This is a genomic window from Novipirellula caenicola, assembly GCF_039545035.1.
GTDB lineage: Bacteria > Planctomycetota > Planctomycetia > Pirellulales > Pirellulaceae > Novipirellula > Novipirellula caenicola.
In genome coordinates, this window is sequence record NZ_BAABRO010000011.1 from 25444 (window position 1) to 43345 (window position 17902).

14 protein-coding genes and 1 tRNA gene are annotated in these 17902 nt (G+C 56.5%); 10 read left to right on the forward strand and 5 right to left on the reverse strand.

The window, feature by feature from the left end; genetic code table 11:
- Positions 1 to 34 precede the first annotated feature (34 nt).
- Entirely contained in the window at positions 35 to 1522 is a 1488-nt protein-coding gene (locus tag ABEA92_RS19410; RefSeq protein WP_345685512.1) for an MFS transporter, read from the forward strand.
- Here ABEA92_RS19410 and ABEA92_RS19415 read toward each other — a convergent pair.
- Both ABEA92_RS19415 and ABEA92_RS19420 read right to left on the reverse strand, forming a co-directional pair.
- Positions 1519 to 2568 carry an anti-sigma factor family protein gene (locus ABEA92_RS19415; protein WP_345685513.1) on the reverse strand — a complete coding sequence of 350 codons (1050 nt, stop codon included), beginning with the start codon at positions 2566 to 2568 and terminating at the stop codon, positions 1519 to 1521. The two genes, ABEA92_RS19410 and ABEA92_RS19415, sit on opposite strands and share 4 nt — an antisense overlap.
- A 135-nt stretch (positions 2569 to 2703) precedes the next feature.
- Positions 2704 to 3351: an RNA polymerase sigma factor gene (locus ABEA92_RS19420; protein WP_345685514.1), complete on the reverse strand. Its 648-nt coding sequence runs from the start codon at positions 3349 to 3351 to the stop codon at positions 2704 to 2706.
- A gap of 647 nt (positions 3352 to 3998) precedes the next feature.
- Here ABEA92_RS19420 and ABEA92_RS19425 point away from each other — a divergent pair.
- The gene (locus ABEA92_RS19425) at positions 3999 to 5585 is read left to right on the forward strand and encodes a permease (protein ID WP_345685713.1); all 1587 of its coding nucleotides are present in this window, start codon (positions 3999 to 4001) and stop codon (positions 5583 to 5585) included.
- 3 nt (positions 5586 to 5588) lie between these two features.
- Here ABEA92_RS19425 and upp read toward each other — a convergent pair whose 3' ends face one another.
- Positions 5589 to 6224 carry a uracil phosphoribosyltransferase gene (gene upp, locus ABEA92_RS19430; RefSeq protein ID WP_345685515.1) on the reverse strand — a complete coding sequence of 212 codons (636 nt, stop codon included), beginning with the start codon at positions 6222 to 6224 and terminating at the stop codon, positions 5589 to 5591.
- A gap of 140 nt (positions 6225 to 6364) precedes the next feature.
- Positions 6365 to 6451: transfer RNA gene (locus tag ABEA92_RS19435), tRNA-Ser, on the reverse strand.
- 129 nt (positions 6452 to 6580) lie between these two features.
- On the opposite strand from ABEA92_RS19435, the gene ABEA92_RS19440 reads away from it, so the two are divergent.
- The 7 genes from ABEA92_RS19440 (at position 6581) to ABEA92_RS19470 (ending at position 13133) form a co-directional block, all read left to right on the forward strand.
- A complete protein-coding gene (locus tag ABEA92_RS19440) occupies positions 6581 to 6988 on the forward strand; it encodes a GntR family transcriptional regulator (RefSeq protein WP_345685516.1) in 408 nt (135 codons plus the stop codon).
- A complete protein-coding gene (locus tag ABEA92_RS19445; RefSeq protein ID WP_345685517.1) occupies positions 6985 to 7941 on the forward strand; it encodes an ABC transporter ATP-binding protein in 957 nt (318 codons plus the stop codon). The genes ABEA92_RS19440 and ABEA92_RS19445 overlap by 4 nt, the downstream gene beginning before the upstream one ends.
- Positions 7931 to 9613: a hypothetical protein gene (locus ABEA92_RS19450; RefSeq protein WP_345685518.1), complete on the forward strand. Its 1683-nt coding sequence runs from the start codon at positions 7931 to 7933 to the stop codon at positions 9611 to 9613. The genes ABEA92_RS19445 and ABEA92_RS19450 overlap by 11 nt, the downstream gene beginning before the upstream one ends.
- A 33-nt stretch (positions 9614 to 9646) precedes the next feature.
- Positions 9647 to 11479, forward strand: a complete 1833-nt coding sequence (locus ABEA92_RS19455; RefSeq protein WP_345685519.1) for a carbamoyltransferase family protein — start codon at positions 9647 to 9649, stop codon at positions 11477 to 11479.
- On the forward strand, positions 11479 to 11886 hold the full coding sequence (locus ABEA92_RS19460; RefSeq protein WP_345685520.1) for an SxtJ family membrane protein: 408 nt from the start codon (positions 11479 to 11481) through the stop codon (positions 11884 to 11886). Before ABEA92_RS19455 ends, ABEA92_RS19460 begins: the two co-directional genes overlap by 1 nt.
- A gap of 10 nt (positions 11887 to 11896) precedes the next feature.
- A complete protein-coding gene (locus ABEA92_RS19465) occupies positions 11897 to 12103 on the forward strand; it encodes a DUF5989 family protein (RefSeq protein ID WP_345685521.1) in 207 nt (68 codons plus the stop codon).
- A gap of 208 nt (positions 12104 to 12311) precedes the next feature.
- Positions 12312 to 13133 (forward strand): FkbM family methyltransferase, encoded by an 822-nt coding sequence (locus tag ABEA92_RS19470; protein ID WP_345685522.1) that lies wholly within the window; start codon positions 12312 to 12314, stop codon positions 13131 to 13133.
- 157 nt (positions 13134 to 13290) lie between these two features.
- Here ABEA92_RS19470 and ABEA92_RS19475 read toward each other — a convergent pair whose 3' ends face one another.
- Positions 13291 to 15159, reverse strand: coding sequence for a hypothetical protein (locus ABEA92_RS19475; RefSeq protein ID WP_345685523.1), 1869 nt, complete (start codon positions 15157 to 15159; stop codon positions 13291 to 13293).
- 877 nt (positions 15160 to 16036) lie between these two features.
- Between ABEA92_RS19475 and groL the strand changes: the two genes are divergently transcribed.
- On the forward strand, positions 16037 to 17749 hold the full coding sequence (groL, locus tag ABEA92_RS19480; RefSeq protein ID WP_345685524.1) for a chaperonin GroEL: 1713 nt from the start codon (positions 16037 to 16039) through the stop codon (positions 17747 to 17749).
- The last annotated feature ends 153 nt before the right edge of the window (positions 17750 to 17902 follow it).

The window sequence follows — 17902 nt, forward strand, 5'->3', positions numbered from 1 at the left end:
GCTCTACCCTTCGTTTTTTATAGCCTGGACCTCCATGTTTCTTGGTTCCAATTCTTCGTCCACGACGAGATCCAATCTCCGCGTTAGCCTCGTTGACGGAGCGAGCTATGGGGTGATGGTCGGACTTGGCGAATCTTACTTTGCGGCCTTTGCCTTGGCGGTTGGATTGGGCGAAGTGTCGGCGGGATTGGTCGGCAGCGTTCCTTTGTTCTTTGGCGGGGTTGCGCAATTGATCTCCCCTGCGGCGGTGCGATGGTTCGGATTTGAACAACGTTGGGTTGTTTTTTGCGGATGCTTGCAAGCCGCTGCTCTGATCGCGATTGCAGTCGCAGCGATGCTGGGATCGATTTCGTTGACGTCGTTGTTGGTGTTCGCATCGATTTATTGGGCCGCCGGGTTGGCGACCGGACCGGCATGGAACACCTGGATTGAACGCATCGTGCCGGCTCGTGTGCGAACGATCTATTTCGCCCGGCGAACCAAGTGGGCGCAGGTCACCACGCTGTTGGGGTTGGTTAGCGGCGGATTGTTGCTGCAATGGGCCGAGCAAGGCGATTGGGTGACGACCGGGTTCGCAATTGCCTTTTTCGGAGCCAGTTCGTTTCGTTTGCTGTCGGTTGTAATGCTATCGATTCACCGGACCGCCCCTGCGGCAACCGCACGTGAAACGAAAACCAAGGACGCAGCGGCAAACGCAGTGTCGGGCGACGTTTCCGAGCCGATCGTTCCGCATGTCGCCTATCAACCTCAGGCCAACGCGGGCCGCAGCCGGTCGGCGAGTTTGGCGACTGCTAAGGTGCTGCCCTCCAGCGATGCTGAGTCATCGATTGGAATTTCAGCGATCCGTCTGCTCGGCTATTTGGTGTTTGTCCAAGGGATGGTCCAGCTAAGCGGTCCCTATTTCTCGCCCTACATGCTCGAGAAGTTATCGCTGTCCTATCGTGATTTTGTCTCGTTGTTGGCGTTGGCGTTCGTGTCAAAGATTATCGCCCTATCGTACTGGGGAAATTTTGGGCGTCGTTACGGAGCCAAACGCTTGTTGTGGATCGGCGGAATCGGGATCGTCCCAATCGCGTCGCTGTGGATTTTCTCCAGCAATTTTTGGTGGATTGCAATGATCCAGATCATCAGCGGAACGATTTGGGCTGCGTACGAACTGGGGTTTTTCCTGCTGATCTTTGATGCCGTGCCTGCCAGCCGGCGGACCAAGATGTTGACGCTGTACAATTTCGCCAACTGCACCTCGTGGTGCATCGGGGCCGCAATCGGCGGAGCGATCTTGGCCTATTTCGGAGCCAGTGAGCAGGCGTATTGGATCTTATTTGGGATCTCGTCGCTGGGGCGTTTCCTGGCGCTCGGGCTGCTCATTGGGATTCAACCTGGACGTCGACTGATGTCCCGCGTTCGAGTGCGGATTCTCAGTGTGCGGCCCAACGGAGCCTCGCTTGATACACCGGTGTTGCCATCGTTGCAGCGGCGTTCGACGACCGCCACCCGATTGGCGGTGGTCGAATCGGATTAACGTTGGCGAACATCGGCAAAGGGTGGACGATAGCTTGGCGCCAACGACGCGTCATCAATGTTAACGCCCGCTTCGATTTCGTCACGATGATTCAACCAGGGGTGATCGGGGATTTGGTTGAGCGACGAAAGCGATAGAAATTGCACTCGCCCATCTTCGTAAAGGACGTTGATCCCCAAACCACTATGCCCCACGTTCTGCGGTTGAATGTCGATGCCGCTGAACCGCCCCGTCGGGGCGTCGGACATGACAGCAAACGAAGAACGTGATTCAAACTTGGGCGATTTGAATTGTTGTCCGTCGACGATGCCCAGCGTGTACGAATAATGCCCGCCCGCAAATTGCTGGATTTCACGCAGTTCATCGACCGACGCTCGATGCAAATCATCGACCGAAGCCAATTCGTCCAACCGCGTCGGGGCCGCCGCGACGGCTTCGGGGCGGCCAAGCGACGCACACCATCGTCCCGAAATGTCCGATAGCAACCCAGCATCGTTCAAACGAATCGCGTACACCCCGGCAAAGGCTTCGGGGCCTTCTTTGGCGACCGCCGGCAAGCGGTTTTGATGATCGCGTGATACGTACTGTGTCAGCGCGGTGCCGAATTGCCGAAGTTGATCTTGGCAGGCCGCTTTGCGAGCTTCGAAGCGTCCCTCGGCGATCGAGGGCAGCAGCAGCGCCAGCAAAATCGCGGTGGCCAGTGCACCGCCCAGCCAATCAAGCCACGTGAATTGCGATTCGCGAGACGGATCGACTCCGTTGTTCATCGCGGGCAGCGAAACAAGATCGTCATCCGGCGAGTGGACCGGTGTGGTGAAACTTTCCCCCGGTTTTGGCAGCGGCGGCAAATTGGCGAGCGTTCGTGAAACCAGATCCGGCGGTGGGCTTTCGGCCGGTTGATAGTGCTCTTCCAATGGACGCAGAGCGCGCTCGATCTGTTCGAGCTCGCGACGCGCTTCGGGGCTTTCCCGGAGCCATTGAGCGACACGATCCATCTCGTGCGGCTCAAGGGCGCCTAGCAAGTATCCGAGCAAGTCTTCGTGCATCAACTTCCAACACTGATATGAGCGTCACGGACCCCATCGAGCCGCAAATGACTCGATGGTAATTCGTGTTCTACGCGCGAGTCGGCGAAGTGGTTCGGCGAATTGGCCGACCGAGACATCGCCGAGATCGAGAGTCTACTCGCTGCGTTCTTCGTGAGATTCTTCCCACAAGATGCCTAAACGCTGGACCGCTGCATGCAGACGGCTTTTCACCGTGCCGACGGGAATTCCCAAGATCTCTGCAGCTTCGCGGTACTTAAGCCCCTGATAGTAAACCAGGTTGATGACCTGCTGCATCGATTCGCCCAAGCTTTGCACCGAGTGGTTTACCCAGCGACTGTTTTCTTCTTGGGCGGCGGCGACATGAGGATCCAAGGTGTCACCAACCAGTTTTTCGGACCAGCTTCCCGCTCGGTCATCCTTTTCGTTCGCATTGTTGCGATCCAGGCTGACCATTCGGTGGCGTTTGTTGCGACGCTGCGCATCAATCGCTTGGTTGGTGGCAATCGCGTACAACCAAGGACGAAAACGCCGCGACGAATCAAATTGCTGGCATTTCAAGTGGACCTGAAGAAAGGTACCCTGAAAGGCATCCTCTGCGATTTCGGAATTGCCGACGTAACGTCGCAAGTAGCTGAAAATCTCTCGTTCGTAACGCTGAATCAGCGTTTCAAACAGACTTCGGTCGCCCGTGTTTCGGTACTGAGTGATCAGTCCCTCATCCGACAGATCGCTGTGCGTGTTTTCGCTGGCGATTGTCGGGTTCAAGGTCTTGGTGCTCATTGGATAAGCCTTCCAGTGATGAAATAAGGAGGCAAAAAAGAACCGCGATAAAAACTAAGTAAAACGTCTCGATAATCATAGACGCGTCTATTGTACTGGAAAGCTGCACGCCCTTGTTGCTTTTTGAGGGCGGAAAGGCCGACATCCATAGTCAGGGTCTCGTTTCCCTTCCATTCAGTATCTCAGAATATTGGATGCAGTCAAAACGATTTTCACCGGATCTTAAAAAACGGACCTTCCGGCGAATCGTGTCTGTTCAGATGTTCACTGCAGCATTGGTATAGCGTATCGAACCTCCGTTGTGGCGATTTCGGTGTCCTGAAACAGCTGGCGTTCGCTCGATTGGGGGGCTAAGGCGGCTTTTATAGCAGAGCGGCGCGGGGCCAGTGTCGTCTGCTGTCGCAGCGCCACTGCGATGGGGTTGGGGAATTACTGCAAAATGTGCGGCAAGCTATTCAAAAGTGCCTGCATTTTAAAATTTTTAACGCAGGCATTTTTTTAGGGATGAATTGCTAGGATAGGGGCCGCCCCCATGTAGAACGTCCCATTCCCGATTGAAAAGCGGTGCATTGAGCCAGAAATCTACTGACATCTCTCCTCGCTATCATTGGGCGAAGCCTGGTGATGTGAATGCGTTTTTTGGGTTGATGCTCGACAATGTCGTTGGGCTCTTGCTGATGGTGGCGTTGCTGGTGGGCTTCGGATTTCCTTCGGAGTTCGCTGTTTCGTACATGGTTCCGGGGACCGCGCTTGGCGTGTTGGTGGGCGACCTTGCTTTTTTCTTTCTCGCATTCCGGCTCGCCAAAAAGTCGGGGCACGATGCGGTGACAGCAATGCCGCTCGGGCTCGACACGCCGTCGACCTACGGTATCACGCTTTTCATTTTGGGCCCGTCTTACTTGCAGGGGCTCGAATCAGGGTTGGGGTCCTTGGATGCTGCCTACCGGACGTGGTACATCGGGATTTGGTGCATTGTGCTCAGCGGGCTTCTGAAAATTGGCCTGTCGCCCCTCACCCGCTGGGTCCAGCGGGCGGTGCCTCGCGCTGGGTTGCTCGGATCGCTGGCGGCTATCGCCTTGGTGTTGATTAGTTTCTTTCCGCTGATCGAGATCTTGGGGCATCCGTTGCCGGGCATGCTGGCCATGGTCATCGTGCTCAGTGCGTTGGTCGCCAAGATTCCGTTGCCTGGACGCACCCCGGGCACGCTTGGGGCGTTGGTGGTGGCCGGGGTGGTCTACTACGGACTGTGCTCGATGGGGGCCAGCGGTTATGCGTTTCCGGAAACCGCATCGTATGAGTGGTTTCCAGCGGGTTGGCTTGAAACTTGGCAATTCGATTGGCTTGCGGCGTTTCCCGACGCGTTGCCTTATTTGCCAATTGCGTTTCCGTTTGCCATTGCCACGATCGTAGGCGGGATCGACTGTACCGAGAGCGCTGCGGCGGCGGGGGATGAATACGACACACGAACGGTGATCGGCGTCGAGGGAGTGGCCACGTTGATCGCGGGTCTGTTTGGCGGTGTGGTGCAGACCACGCCCTATATCGGCCATCCCGCCTACAAGGCGATGGGAGGCCGCGCCGCCTACACGCTAGCGACCGCGCTGTTGGTCGGGTCCGCAGGTTTGGTTGGCTATTTTGGCTGGCTGAATGCGTGGATGCCCAAACCGGCGGTCTATCCGATTTTGGTCTTCATCGGACTCGAAATCACCGCCCAAAGTTTTCTAGCCACCCCGCGGCGTCACTATGCGGCCGTTGCGATGGCGTGCCTTCCGGCGCTGGCGTTCCTTGCAATGAGTTTGCCGGGACGGATGTTCGGCGACGAGGCGTTACTGGAAGCGGGGATCCATCTCGAGTCGCTCAGTGGCGATGGGTTGAAACACGATCTGCAGACGCTGTCAATGCTGAGCAATGGCTTCATCGTGACCAGTCTGTTGTGGGCTTGGTGTCTTGCCGCGTTGATCGATCGCAAGCTGCGTACCGCGGCAGCCGTTTTGGTAGTGGCTGGCGTGCTGACCATGTTTGGCATCATTCACTCGCCACTTTCGGGCAATCGATTGTTCTTGCCCTTTGGCCCCGAGACATTTGGCTGGGATGCCTGGGGAGACGGGATCACGCTTGACCCGGCCAATCGCCGCTTGGTCGTCGAGTTTGTCGCGGGCTATTTCGCTTCGGCGGCATTGGTGTTTGCGTGGTCGTTTTACCCGCCCGCTAGCGTCGTGGGTGAAGCGGAGTGAGAGTCACTCGTTTTGTGGCGTGTCGAAAATACGGTCGCCCGCGTCACCGAGCCCCGGAACGATAAACGACTGCTCATTCAGTTCGGGGTCGATCGCCGCAACATAAAGCTTGACGTCGGGAAAGTCACGCTCAACACGATCGATACCGGGCTGAGCCGCAATGATGCTGAGCACGCGAATTTCGTTGACACCCCAGCTCTTCAGTCGACCAATGACCATTTCGACCGAACCGCCGGTGGCAAGCATGGGGTCAAGAACCAGTGCGACACTTGGCGCACCGCGGCTGGGCAGTTTGTCGTAGTAGCCGACCGGTTCGGCCGTCTCTTCATTGCGATACAGTCCCAAGTGCCAAACCGAAGCATCCGGAAGCAGGTTTTGCAGCGGATGAACCATCCCCAATCCGGCTCGCAAAATCGGGACAAGGCCGATGGGCATCGACAGTTTGTGGCAATCCGCCGCGGCGATCGGGGTTTGGATCGTCGTTGGCCGCGTGACCAAGTCCTCAGTCGCATAGACGCCAACCAGTACCGCCAATCGTTCAATCGCGGTTCGGAACTCGCTGCACGACGTCGACTTGTCTCGCACCGTGCAAAGATGATGCTCTACCAACGGATGGTCGATTTTGGTCAGCAGGCTCACGGCGATGTCGTCCTCGTTGTTGATCCGCCAGCAGTGGATCCGTCAGCAAGCGGTTGGTCCGGCCTAGAGCAGCCTGGACGTCCGCAGAGTTTGGCTGCGATTGGTTGCGAAATTCGCAGATCGCGGGTCAATCTCCGAAGCGGATGGAGTGGGATTCGAACCCACGGTAGAGTTACCCCTACGGCAGTTTTCAAGACTGCTGCCTTCGACCACTCGGCCACCCATCCTGTGTTGGCATAGACTCTACCAAACCCCAACCGCCGACGAAACCGAGGTTTGCGGGTTCGCAGCGCAGATTTTTTTCGTTGACTTGGCCGTCGTACCTTTGTATCAATGTATTAATACAAAGGTTCGTGATGCAGATCCACATTTCTAGTGACGGGGCGCCGATCTATCAACAGATTGTTGATCAGATCCGTTTTCGTATCGTTTCCGGGGTGCTGCGTCCCGGCGACGAATTGCCCACGATTCGCGGGCTGGCTGAAAATTTGCGAGTCAATCCGAACACCGTCGCCCGGGCCTATCGCGAACTCGAACACGAACGGCTCGTCGAAAAACGACGAACCACCGGAACGTTTGTCTGCGAATTGGCTCAGCGGCATACGGCAAGCCAGCGTCGTCGCATGATCAACCCGCACATCGACAAACTGTTGACACTTTCTCGCCAGCTCGGGTTCGAGTTGGATGAATTGGTCGCGTTGCTGCAGAAACGTGACGCCCAATTCGATCGCCCCCCTTCCGTTGGACCCGAGGAGCCGTCATGAGCTGTTCCGATTCAAATGTCCCGCTGGCCGTGGACGTCACCGGATTGTGTCGCTCTTTCCGTGGGCGTCCGGCACTCGAGGATGTCGACTTGCAAATTCCGGTTGGTCGCGTGTTCGGTTTGGTGGGGCTCAATGGAGCGGGCAAAACCACGCTGATTCGACATTTGATCGGCGCCTTTGTCGCTCAGCGTGGCAGCGTCCGTGTGCTGGGAATGGATCCCGTGGCCGATTCGCAATCGGTGCTACGGCGTGTCGGCTATCTGACCGAAGAAGACTCGTTGCCGAGTTGGATGCGAGTGGGGGAACTTGTCGATTTTTCTCGAGCGATCTACGACACTTGGGACGACAGCTACGCCACAAAACTGATGGACCTGTTCGGATTGTCGCGGATGGACAAGCTGAGTTCGCTATCGAAGGGGGTGCGGGCCCGAGCAGGATTGTTGGTCGCGATCGCCTATCGGCCCGAACTATTGATCCTGGATGAACCAAGTAGCGGTTTGGACCCATTGGCTCGCCGCGACATCCTCGAAGCGATCATCCGCACGATCAGCGACGAGGGGCGAACGGTTTTGTTTTCGAGTCATCTGTTGGACGAAGTCGATCGCGTGTGTGATTCGATCGCGCTGATGCGAGCGAGCCGGATCGTCGAAACCACGACGGTCGATCGATTGCAAACCCGTTACGAAGAAATCGTCTGCCGCAGCGATACGCAGTCGCCTCCGCCGATTCGCGGCGTTTTCGCTTGGCAGGGAGACGATTCGGAGTGGTCTGGTGTCATCGACCACGAAGTGGTTCCGGCAACGGAGATTGTGGTGCCAGCGGAGGTGAAGTTGATCTCACGCCGCGACATCACGCTGCATCGCTGGTTCGCAGCCCGTGCGGGAACCGAGCAATCCACTGCGTCTGAACTTGGCGATGACACGCTTCATGAGGTGGCCTCCGATGTCAGATAGCCTCGCGGTCATCCGATTGACTTGGTTAAAAAACCGCTTCCTACTGATGTTCTTCGTCGGCATCATTGGGATTGCCGAAGTATTGTTGTTTGCGATCTCGCGACAACAGGCTCGGTTCGATTCATTCGCGTCGGTCATCCTTTGTGTTGCGTTTCTACCTGCGATGTCGTGGGGCATTTTCGCGTTGGACGTCTCTCCATTCGGAAAGCTGGATTCATGTGAAAGCGGATATTCGCACTGGTTGTTGCGGATGCCAATTGCGAATTGGAAGCTCGCGTTGATTCCGATTGCAATGAAAACCGCGTGGGTATTCGCGGTCTGGTTCGTTGTCTCAAAAACCCTAGTCTGGTTCGGAGCATCCACATGGGTTTTGATTCCGGGGTTTTTGGTGGCAGCAACCGGAGCCCTGATTTCCGCACTCGCCTGGCGTCCGTTTCGATCGGGATTGCTGCGGATCTGGATGCTTTTCATTTTGGCGCCGGTCTCATACGGATTGTGTCTAATGGCGATCAGCGGGAAAAGTGAAGCTGGCTTGTCATCAACCGCCGAGCACGGAGTGACAATCGCCGTGGCGGTCTATTTTCTGTTGTCGGTGGGAATCGCTTATCGCGCCGTCACGGTTGCCCGGCATCATGTCGCGGGAATGATTCCCGCAGACGCATCGGGATGGGTGGCATGGCTTTGGAGTCAATTGAGCTGGGATCGCATCGCAGAGCAGACGGCATCTCATCGCAGTCCGGTGCGAGCCTTGGTGTGGCACGATCTACATCGTTCGCGAGCGTACCGAGTCAATTCGTTTTTATTTATGGCATGCCCGGCCATGATGGTCGCTGCCTTGTTTTCTTGGGCGCCGGTGGCATTGGCGATCATGAGTGTGATGTGCATGTTCTTTGTCGGCATGATCTCGGCAGCTCGGTCGCTCGAACCCGAGACGCAGCCATCGATGTCGACACTGCCGACCTATCTCTCGATCAGTCCCCTCTCGGACGCCACGATCGCATGGACGCGATTCGCTATGATCGCGGGCTATTTGTCGCTGTTTTTGTCGCTGTCGATCGTTTTTTACGGCGTCTGCATGATAGGGGCCGAAAACCGCGAGAACTGGTCGCGTTGGGCGACGTGGTTGGCATCGCAAGACACCGTCACGGGCACCGCGACCGTGGTGGGGCTGCGAGTCACGCTTGCGATCCTGTTTTTTACCAGTCTGTTGCTTTGGGGTGTATCGTGTAGTTATGTGTGGGTGCCAATGTACGGGCACCGCTGGGTTGATGTTGGGGTGGTCGTCGTGAGTGCGACTGTGGTGTTTGCGTTGCTCTTTGCAGGGGTGCGCTGGATCATTGTGCAGCCAGACTGGCCGACGTTGACCGCGTCATTGTTGTTGTTTCTCGAGCGATTAAAAACGATCAGCTACGCCGCGGTACTGGTGAAACTGGTTATGATCGTCGGGACCGCTATCGTGGTGTCGCGAAGTCATGTGGCTTCGTGGGCGTCGCTGTTGCAAGTGATTGCGATTTGGACGTTGATCACGTTGGCGATGGGGCTGCTGTTGTTTGGTTTGATTCCCGACTCGCGATTCACGTTGTCGATCTGTTTGACCTTTGCCGTGCTTGTGTTGCCGTTGCCAAGCGTGCTTGTATTGCCGCTGGCCTTAAATCGAAACCGACATCGTTAGCACTTTGTTCTGATCGAATTGACTCTGGCAAACATGACATTGATTCTTGGCATTTCGGCGTTCTACCATGATTCGGCCGTCGCGATTCTTCGCGATGGTGAGATCGTCGCTGCAGCGAGCGAAGAACGTTTCACTCGAAAAAAGCATGACGCGTCGTTTCCACAAAACGCTCTGCGTGAATGTTTGCGAATGGCCGACGCCGACGTTGGCGATCTTGATTACGTCGGGTTTTATGAAAAGCCGTTTTTGAAGTTCGATCGGCTGCTGGAAACCTACTTGGCCTACGCACCGGCCGGTTACGGCAGCTTCTTTCGTGCGATGCCAAGCTGGCTGAAAACAAAGTTGCACCTGCCTCGTGAAATCCGCAAACATTTAGGGACACAGTACAAACGCCGGATTGTGTTTTGCGAACACCATGAATCGCACGCCAGCAGCGCGTTCTTTCCGAGTCCGTTTGACGAAGCGGCGATCTTGACGGTTGATGGGGTGGGCGAATGGGCGACGACCACTTGGGGCGTCGGCCGCGGAAACCGCATCTCGCTGAAAAGCGAAATTCGATTTCCTCATTCGTTAGGACTGCTCTATTCGGCATTCACCTATTTCTGTGGCTTTCGCGTCAATTCGGGCGAGTACAAGTTGATGGGGTTGGCTCCGTACGGTGAACCCAAGTTTGTCGAATTGATTTTGAAGCACTTGATCAAGGTTCACGACGACGGCAGCTACCAGCTAAACATGGACTATTTTTCGTACGGTCATTCGTTGCAGATGACCGATCGAAAAATGGAGCGATTGCTGGGAGTCAAACGCCGCAAACCAAACGATCCGATCCGCAATGTGGATAGGGATCTTGCCGCAAGCATCCAGCGAGTCACCGAGGACGTCGTGCTGCGAATGGCCAACCATGTCTTTGACCAAACCAAACTCGATTCGTTGTGCATGGCGGGCGGGGTGGCACTGAATTGTGTTGCCAACGGACGGCTGTTACGCGAAGGACCCTTTAAACGGATTTGGGTTCAGCCGGCTGCCGGTGATGCCGGAGGAGCTCTCGGAGTGGCCTGGCTGATTTGGAATCAATTGTTGGGCAAGCCGCGTGTGGCCCACGCGATCAGTGCCCAGCCAACGTCGATGCTTGGGCCCCCTGCGGATCACGCAAGCGATCTGCAGACGCTCCGAGATAACGGTGCCGTGATGCGACACGTGCCGCAGGACGATGAACTCGATGCAGCGGTGGCGAAGCTTCTAGCCGACGGGAAAGTGGTGGGATGGGTCCAAGGTAAAATGGAGTTTGGGCCGCGGGCACTTGGCGGCCGCAGTATCCTCGGTGACCCCCGCAACCCTGAGATGCAATCGCTGATGAACGCCAAGATCAAGCGTCGAGAGTCCTTCCGGCCATTCGCCCCGAGTATTCTAGAAGAACATAGTCACGAATATTTCAAAATGCCCGATGGCGATTCGAGCCCGTACATGATATTCACGTTTGATGTGCAGGAAACGCGACGACGACCAATCGATGTGTTGATTTCCTCTGGGGGCGAACAGAGAACGCAGCCACGAAGCGAGCTGCCGGCGGTCACCCATTTAGACTATTCCGCCCGCGTGCAAACGGTCAGCCAGAATCGTTATCCGCGTTTTTATCAGCTGCTGCGAACGTTTTATCAACAAACCGGTTGTCCGGCGCTCGTCAACACCAGCTTTAATGTGCGAGGCGAACCGATTGTTGCAACGGCGGCCGATGCGTACCGCTGCTTCATGACGACGCAGATGGATGCTTTGGTGATCGGAAACGAGCTCCTGTTGAAAACTGAGCAACCCGAGTCGGCTTGTCAATCGAGCCAACAGGATCTCTGTGAATGGGAGCCCGGTTGATGGCTTTGTTTGATCTCAATACGGATCCATCGAGTTCGACCAAGCGATGGTTTGGGGCGTCGTTGTCGACGTTGCTGTTGATCGTTGCCTATCTTGTGCAGTACCGTGCCGCCAACGTGTCCATGATTCTCGCAATCGCCGGGGTGATGGTGGCTGTGGTGTACTATGCGGTGCCGGGAACACGCGTGCGTCTCATTCGAGCTTGGCAATATGCGACGTATCCCGTTGCCTGGGTGATCAGTCACCTGTTGTTGGGGACCGTCTTTTTCGGGATCGTCTTGCCGACGGGTATCGTGCTGCGGTTGTTGGGGTATGATCCACTGCGACTGAAGAAACGCAATTCCAAATCCAATTGGATGGCTCGCGGCGACGCCCCAGAGATTTCCCGTTACTTCAAACAGTTTTGAGAGCGACCCCATGGACGAGCCACAGCGTTCTCGCGAAAACGAATTTGAAAACCGAGCCGAAGACGATGAGCTTGGTTTCGTTGAAGAGTTTGTCTTGTTTTTACGAGAGAACAAAAAGTGGTGGTTGGTGCCGCTGATCGGTTCTTTGCTGTCGATCGGTGTCGTCGCGGCGCTCGCTAGCAGTGCCGCCGCCCCGTTTATCTACACGCTGTTTTAGCGGCTTGGCGATCAGGGGAGCGGGTTACTGAGCGTTATCAAGCTCCGTTATCACCTTTTCGCTTCAAGGAGAGCATTTCGCGGTTTCGATCCCGTGGTCGTTGCGGTGTCCATATATTCGCGAAATCACTCCGTCTATACTTAGCTCACTGTCATCGCGGCGCGGTGCCGATGGACGACGTTGGCGGATCCCTGTTTGCAAGAAATCGATGAATATCAAGCAGCTTATTCTGGGCACGCGGATCGGTGACATTGCGATGTTCTCGAGAGAGAAGATCGACATCTTGCGTACGGCGCTCACCCAGCCCGAGGCAGTGGGGACCCTTGCCAATGACCAACTCGCCGGCGTCCTGGTGGCATCCATTTGTCAAACCGATAAGACGTTCCTCGATGTCGGTGCCCATATTGGCAGCGTCATCTCGGCGGTACGCAAACGGGACCCCGCGGTGGAGATCATCGCGGTCGAAGCCATGCCCGACAAAGCGGCTAGGCTTCGCGAAAAGTTTCCGCACGTCATCTTGCATGCTTGTGCGGTGGGAGAAAACGAAGGCGAGGCGACGTTTTTTATCGACACGCAGCAAACCGGCTACAGTTCGCTCATTGCACCCGATGACAACACGTCGCACGTCCATGAAATCCGGGTCGCGATCAAGCGATTGGACACGTTGATCCCAGAGGATGCCTTCGTTGATGTGATGAAAATCGATATCGAAGGAGCCGAGCTTGGGGCTCTTCGCGGAGCCACCAACATGCTGTCCCGATGCAGGCCTGTGGTGATGTTTGAAAGTGCTCCGACTCGTTCAAGCTCAAGCTACGAACCGAGAGACATCTATCAATTTTTTGATCAGCGCGGCTATGAAATCGTCGTCCCCAATCGCCTCGCTCACGACGGCAGCGGACTTAGCGAAGAGGGGTTCATCGAGAGTCATCTCTATCCACGTCGATCCACCAACTATTTTGCGGTGCCCCGAGATCGTCGAATTGAGATTCGGGATCGAGCACGCCTAGTCCTCGGCATCCACGTTGCATGAATGATTCGGGGCGTTCGACTCTGTGAACCGACGGGGCGTCGCTGCGCCAAGTGAAACAAGCACGTCCCCAGATGCTTTGCCTGATCTACGAATTCTTGAACCTGCAAGAGTCGAAAATCTCTGATCCATCAAGGTGCGTCAGTTCTCGTCCAGCGTCTTAAGGGCGAATGACGCTCCAGCCGGATTCTTGCCGTTTCCGTTTAGGGGCGGTTCGCGGCTCTGGCTGTTGAAACTGCGTCTGGCGAACATCGCTTTGGTATGCTCGGCTGACTTGGTGACGCGTTTCCGTTTCGAACGATTGCTGTCGCACAAGTGCCGCTTCTCGAACGGGAATCGAATAAGGGGCACGCTCGCGGTTGGATGCATTGATCGGCTGCTCGTTGCTAGGCGGCAACGGCGGCGCGGTGAGCGGGCGATCTTGGTCATTGGACTGCGACTGCACATCGAGCGTTCGGCGTTGGAACGGCGAAACGTACTCTGGCGGTGCTTGGATGGGATGAACGCTTGAGTAACCCAGTTGGCTGGCCTCTTCGTTTGCCGCTGTGATCATACGGTCAGAGCCGCGTTTTGCGTTGGATCCGAACACCGACGAATCGGCCGGATTTTGCAGTTGCCACTCGGTTCTCGTTTGAGGAGCGGATTCTGAACTCGAGCCGTTGCCGTTATTACTGCCGTTGCCGTTATTGTTGCGATATTCGTCCAAATAGCGGTCGATGTCGCTGCGGCCGTCTCGGTCGGTCGTCTCGCTTGGGCGTGCCGATTCGAGCCGAGGTTGGTCTAGCGGAGCACGGTCCCCGTTGGTCGAAGACGGTGCACCCGAAAGAGGTTCGGTGTTGGGGGCGTACGAACTGCGGGGAGCAGTCGATGGAATCGGAATGGTCATCGAGTTGCTTGGTGCCGCGATCGCACCCGTTTGATTGACGCTGCTGAACGGGCTTGGTGTGTACGACCCGGGCAATGACGACGAGGTGGAGCCATAGGCCGAACTTTGGCTAAAACTCGGAGGGGCCGGGACGCCGTTTAAACTTGGTGGCGTCATCGGTGCGGTATCGCTCGGTGCCCCCAGCGAATTGCTCATTCCCGATGCCGAACCGACAGGAACCGGTTGACCAATCGGAACCGGTTGTCCGATTGGAGTCGCCTGATAAACGCTGGATTGGTTCGCACCCAAACTGCTGTAAGGAGACCGTTGCAGCTGGTCTAGGTAGGACGTGCAACCTTGCTGGGTAGTGACCGTCGTCCCCGAAACCGGGTCCACTGTGGTTACCGGGCGATAGTAGGTGACCGGGGCACGGTAGTAGGACGATCGATAGTTTGTGCCAAACAACGCGCCAAAGAAGCGTCCTAGACCTCCCACACGTGGTTGCTCGGGGACGACAAACGGTGGCGCAACCGGAGTCGCCGGAATCGCGGTCGATGGAGTCGCGTAGGCTGCCGAGTACGAAGGCGAAGGTGTCGATTGCATTGGGTACGCATTGTTGCCACCGAAAAACGATGACGTCGGCGCGTTGCCGCGGAGCGATTGCGCAAGCGGAACGCTGCCGGCAGGAATCGGAATCGACGTCGCTGGTGGGTAGGCGGTCGCAATCGGTGCCGAGGTTCCGTTCATCGGCAAACTGTACGATGTCTGCGCGGTCGCTTGACCGGTGACCGGCATACCGGTGTAAACCGATGGATTGTTTAACGGGTAAGCAGGACGCTGAGCTTGATACACACCGCTGATTTGGTAACGCGGGGTCGTCGGTTGGACGAGCGGATTCGATGCGTACGCGGAACTGTAAAGGGCGCTGCTTGGGTAGGCTGCGGTGTAGGGCGACGCGGGTGCGTAGCCTGCCGAGTAGCCCACCGGCACGGCGCCATAATTCGCACTGTACGGGTACGCGGCTGTGTACGGCGCATAGCCGGCGGCATATGCCGTGGGCCGTCCAAAAAGCCAATCGGTTAGGCAGCAAGCAGATGCATCCGCTGTCGCAAAGCTAACAGCAGCAAATGTGATTAAAGCGGCTAGGCGTCGTCGTTTCGACATCCAGATTACCCGTGCGTGAGAAACGTGTTCGCTCGCACCAACCCGAGTTTGCGCGAGACTACATGAGCAAGTGGACGTCCGAAGCGGGGTTGGGTCAACGTTTCTTAAATAAACTTCTTTTGATTGGTAAACGTTTCCGGTCAGCTGATAACGATTAAAACGATCGCGGTGAATTTATTGCCGCCGTCGATCCGATTGCCGACACCTAGCGATTCGTGCCTCCTTGGGCTCATCTGTCGGTACGGACGACGAATGTAAAAGACTGGTTGCGGTTCACGACCGATTTGGTGGACGGTCCTGGGGGGAAGACCGACCCCTGCGAAGCCACCATTGTCTTCGCTAGTCTATTTCGAACGTGCCACGGCCAGATCGTGACAGCCAAGCCTTCACAGCCAGATCGTTGCGGGCAAATCGTTGCGGGCCTGGCACGCGGGGGTGTTTCACCCGTCGACTTCGGGCAGCCCACCAGCGAATTCGGCCAACCCAAGCACGCGGAAACGCAGAACGTCGAGTCGTCCGCTCGGGCTCTGCCAAGCTGACACGACGAACCGAGCGGGAACTCTTACTAAATCGCATCGTCATGTCATAAGTCCTTTTGTAGTAATGGTTTGTGTGCATTTTTTTGGCCGTGGCACACGGGTTGCTCTCCAGAGGACCCAACCGGCTGGCTGCTGCCACCGTTGCAGACTTACGTTCATCCGCAAGGTTTGCGGGTCGTCGATCCCCAGGGGGGAAAGAGCGACCGCCTTCCTGTGCGGCAGAATCTCATTTTCGATCCCATCCCTTTACTTTGTTGTTGTTTGGCTCTCGTGCCCCATTTTTGGGGGCGATCCTGAGCAGCAGCATTCATTAGACGAAACCACAGGAGAAAAACGTCGTGGCAAAGCAAATCGTTTTCGACGACGATGCACGCGGGCCATTGTTGGCCGGTGTCAGCAAATTGGCGCGAGCCGTCCGCAGCACCTTGGGACCTCGCGGTCGCAATGCCGTGTTGGACAAAGGCTGGGGCTCACCCAAAGTCACCAAAGACGGTGTGACGGTTGCTGAAGACATCGAACTAGACGATCCGTTTGAGAACCTTGGGGCTCAACTCGTCAAAGAAGCCGCTAGCAAGACCAATGACGTCGCTGGCGACGGTACGACCACGGCAACCGTTTTGGCCGAAGCCATCTTCCGTGAAGGCCTGAAGATGGTCGCCATGGGAGCCGACCCGATGGCCCTTTCTCGCGGGATTGCTAAAGGCGTCGACGCCGTTGTCGAGCACGTTGGAAAATTGGCCAAGCCAATCGACGAAAAGAGCAAGAGCGACATCAAGCAAGTTGCCACCATCGCTGGTAACAACGATCCCGAGATCGGCAACGTGTTGGCCGATGCGTTCACCAAAGTCGGTAAGAACGGCGTGATCACGGTCGAGGAAGGCCGAACCAACGAAACCACGGTCGACGTTGTTGAAGGGATGCAGTTTGATCGTGGATTCCTGTCGCCTCATTTCGTCACCAACCAAGACGAAGTTTCGGTGGAACTCGAGGATTGCTACGTCCTGCTTTTCGAAGAGAAGATCAGTGCCAACAAGAAGATGATTCCATTGTTGGAAGCGGTCAGCAAATCGAAGAAGCCTTTGTTGATCATCGCCGAAGACGTCGAAGGTGAAGCGCTGGCGACTTTGGTTGTCAACAAGATGCGCGGCATTTTGAACGTGTGTGCGGTCAAGGCACCTGGTTATGGCGATCGCCGCAAAGCGATCCTCGGCGACATCGCCGTGTTGACCGGCGGAAAGGCCATCTTCAAGGACCTTGGTATCGACTTGGAAAGCGTCAAGCTAAGCGACCTCGGTCGTGCCAAGAAGATTCGCATCACCAGCGAAGCGACCACCATGGTTGGCGGTGCTGGCAAGAAAGCGGACATCGACGGTCGCGTCGAGCAGATCCGCCGCGAAATCAGCAACACCGACAGCGATTACGATCGCGAGAAGTTGCAAGAGCGTTTGGCGAAGCTCGCCGGTGGTGTGGCTCAGATCAGCGTCGGTGCTGCGACCGAAACTGAAATGAAAGAGCGAAAAGCACTTCTGGATGACGCTCGTGCGGCAACGCAAGCTGCACTCGAAGAGGGCATCGTTCCCGGTGGTGGAACCGCTCTGCTTCGTTGCCGTAGCGTCGTCGAAAAATTGGAAAAGGAAACCGAAGGCGATCAAAAGCTGGGCGTGCGAATCATTCGCAACGTCCTCGATCAGCCTTTGCGTGCGATCGCGAACAACGCCGGGCTCGATGGCGCCGTGGTGGTCAATCGCGTGTTGCAGATGAAGGGTAAGCATGACGGATACGATGCGAACGCCGAGAACTATTGCGATCTCGTCGCCGCTGGAATCGTTGACCCTGCCAAAGTGGTTCGCACCTCGCTGACCAACGCGGCAAGCGTGGCGTCGCTGTTGTTGACCACCGAATCGTTGGTCACCGAAATCCCGGTCGAAGAGGAAGAAGCCGGCGGCGATCACGGCCATGACCACGGTATGGGTGGCATGGGCGGAATGGGTGGCGGTATGCCAGGCATGGGCGGAATGGGTGGCATGGGCGGCATGGGCGGAATGATGTAATGCATTCGCCTCGCGTCGAGATTGGGATCGCGACCGGATGCATTGCATTGGGCAGCGATCCCTTCGGCGAGGCACGCTTTTTGTCGGCTCAAACCCGCGGGACATGGTCCTCCGTTTGAACAAAACCTTTTAAACACAACCTTCAAAACAGAC

What these genes read in the sequence shown, in the direction of transcription:
- ABEA92_RS19410 (WP_345685512.1), top strand. Translation starts at nt 35, where the DNA reads ATGTTTCTTGGTTCCAATTCTTCGTCCACGACGAGATCCAATCTCCGC.
- ABEA92_RS19415 (WP_345685513.1), bottom strand. Translation starts at nt 2,568, where the DNA reads ATGCACGAAGACTTGCTCGGATACTTGCTAGGCGCCCTTGAGCCGCAC.
- ABEA92_RS19420 (WP_345685514.1), bottom strand. Translation starts at nt 3,351, where the DNA reads ATGAGCACCAAGACCTTGAACCCGACAATCGCCAGCGAAAACACGCAC.
- ABEA92_RS19425 (WP_345685713.1), top strand. Translation starts at nt 3,999, where the DNA reads ATGCTCGACAATGTCGTTGGGCTCTTGCTGATGGTGGCGTTGCTGGTG.
- ABEA92_RS19440 (WP_345685516.1), top strand. Translation starts at nt 6,581, where the DNA reads ATGCAGATCCACATTTCTAGTGACGGGGCGCCGATCTATCAACAGATT.
- ABEA92_RS19445 (WP_345685517.1), top strand. Translation starts at nt 6,985, where the DNA reads ATGAGCTGTTCCGATTCAAATGTCCCGCTGGCCGTGGACGTCACCGGA.
- ABEA92_RS19450 (WP_345685518.1), top strand. Translation starts at nt 7,931, where the DNA reads ATGTCAGATAGCCTCGCGGTCATCCGATTGACTTGGTTAAAAAACCGC.
- ABEA92_RS19455 (WP_345685519.1), top strand. Translation starts at nt 9,647, where the DNA reads ATGACATTGATTCTTGGCATTTCGGCGTTCTACCATGATTCGGCCGTC.
- ABEA92_RS19460 (WP_345685520.1), top strand. Translation starts at nt 11,479, where the DNA reads ATGGCTTTGTTTGATCTCAATACGGATCCATCGAGTTCGACCAAGCGA.
- ABEA92_RS19465 (WP_345685521.1), top strand. Translation starts at nt 11,897, where the DNA reads ATGGACGAGCCACAGCGTTCTCGCGAAAACGAATTTGAAAACCGAGCC.
- ABEA92_RS19470 (WP_345685522.1), top strand. Translation starts at nt 12,312, where the DNA reads ATGAATATCAAGCAGCTTATTCTGGGCACGCGGATCGGTGACATTGCG.
- ABEA92_RS19475 (WP_345685523.1), bottom strand. Translation starts at nt 15,159, where the DNA reads ATGTCGAAACGACGACGCCTAGCCGCTTTAATCACATTTGCTGCTGTT.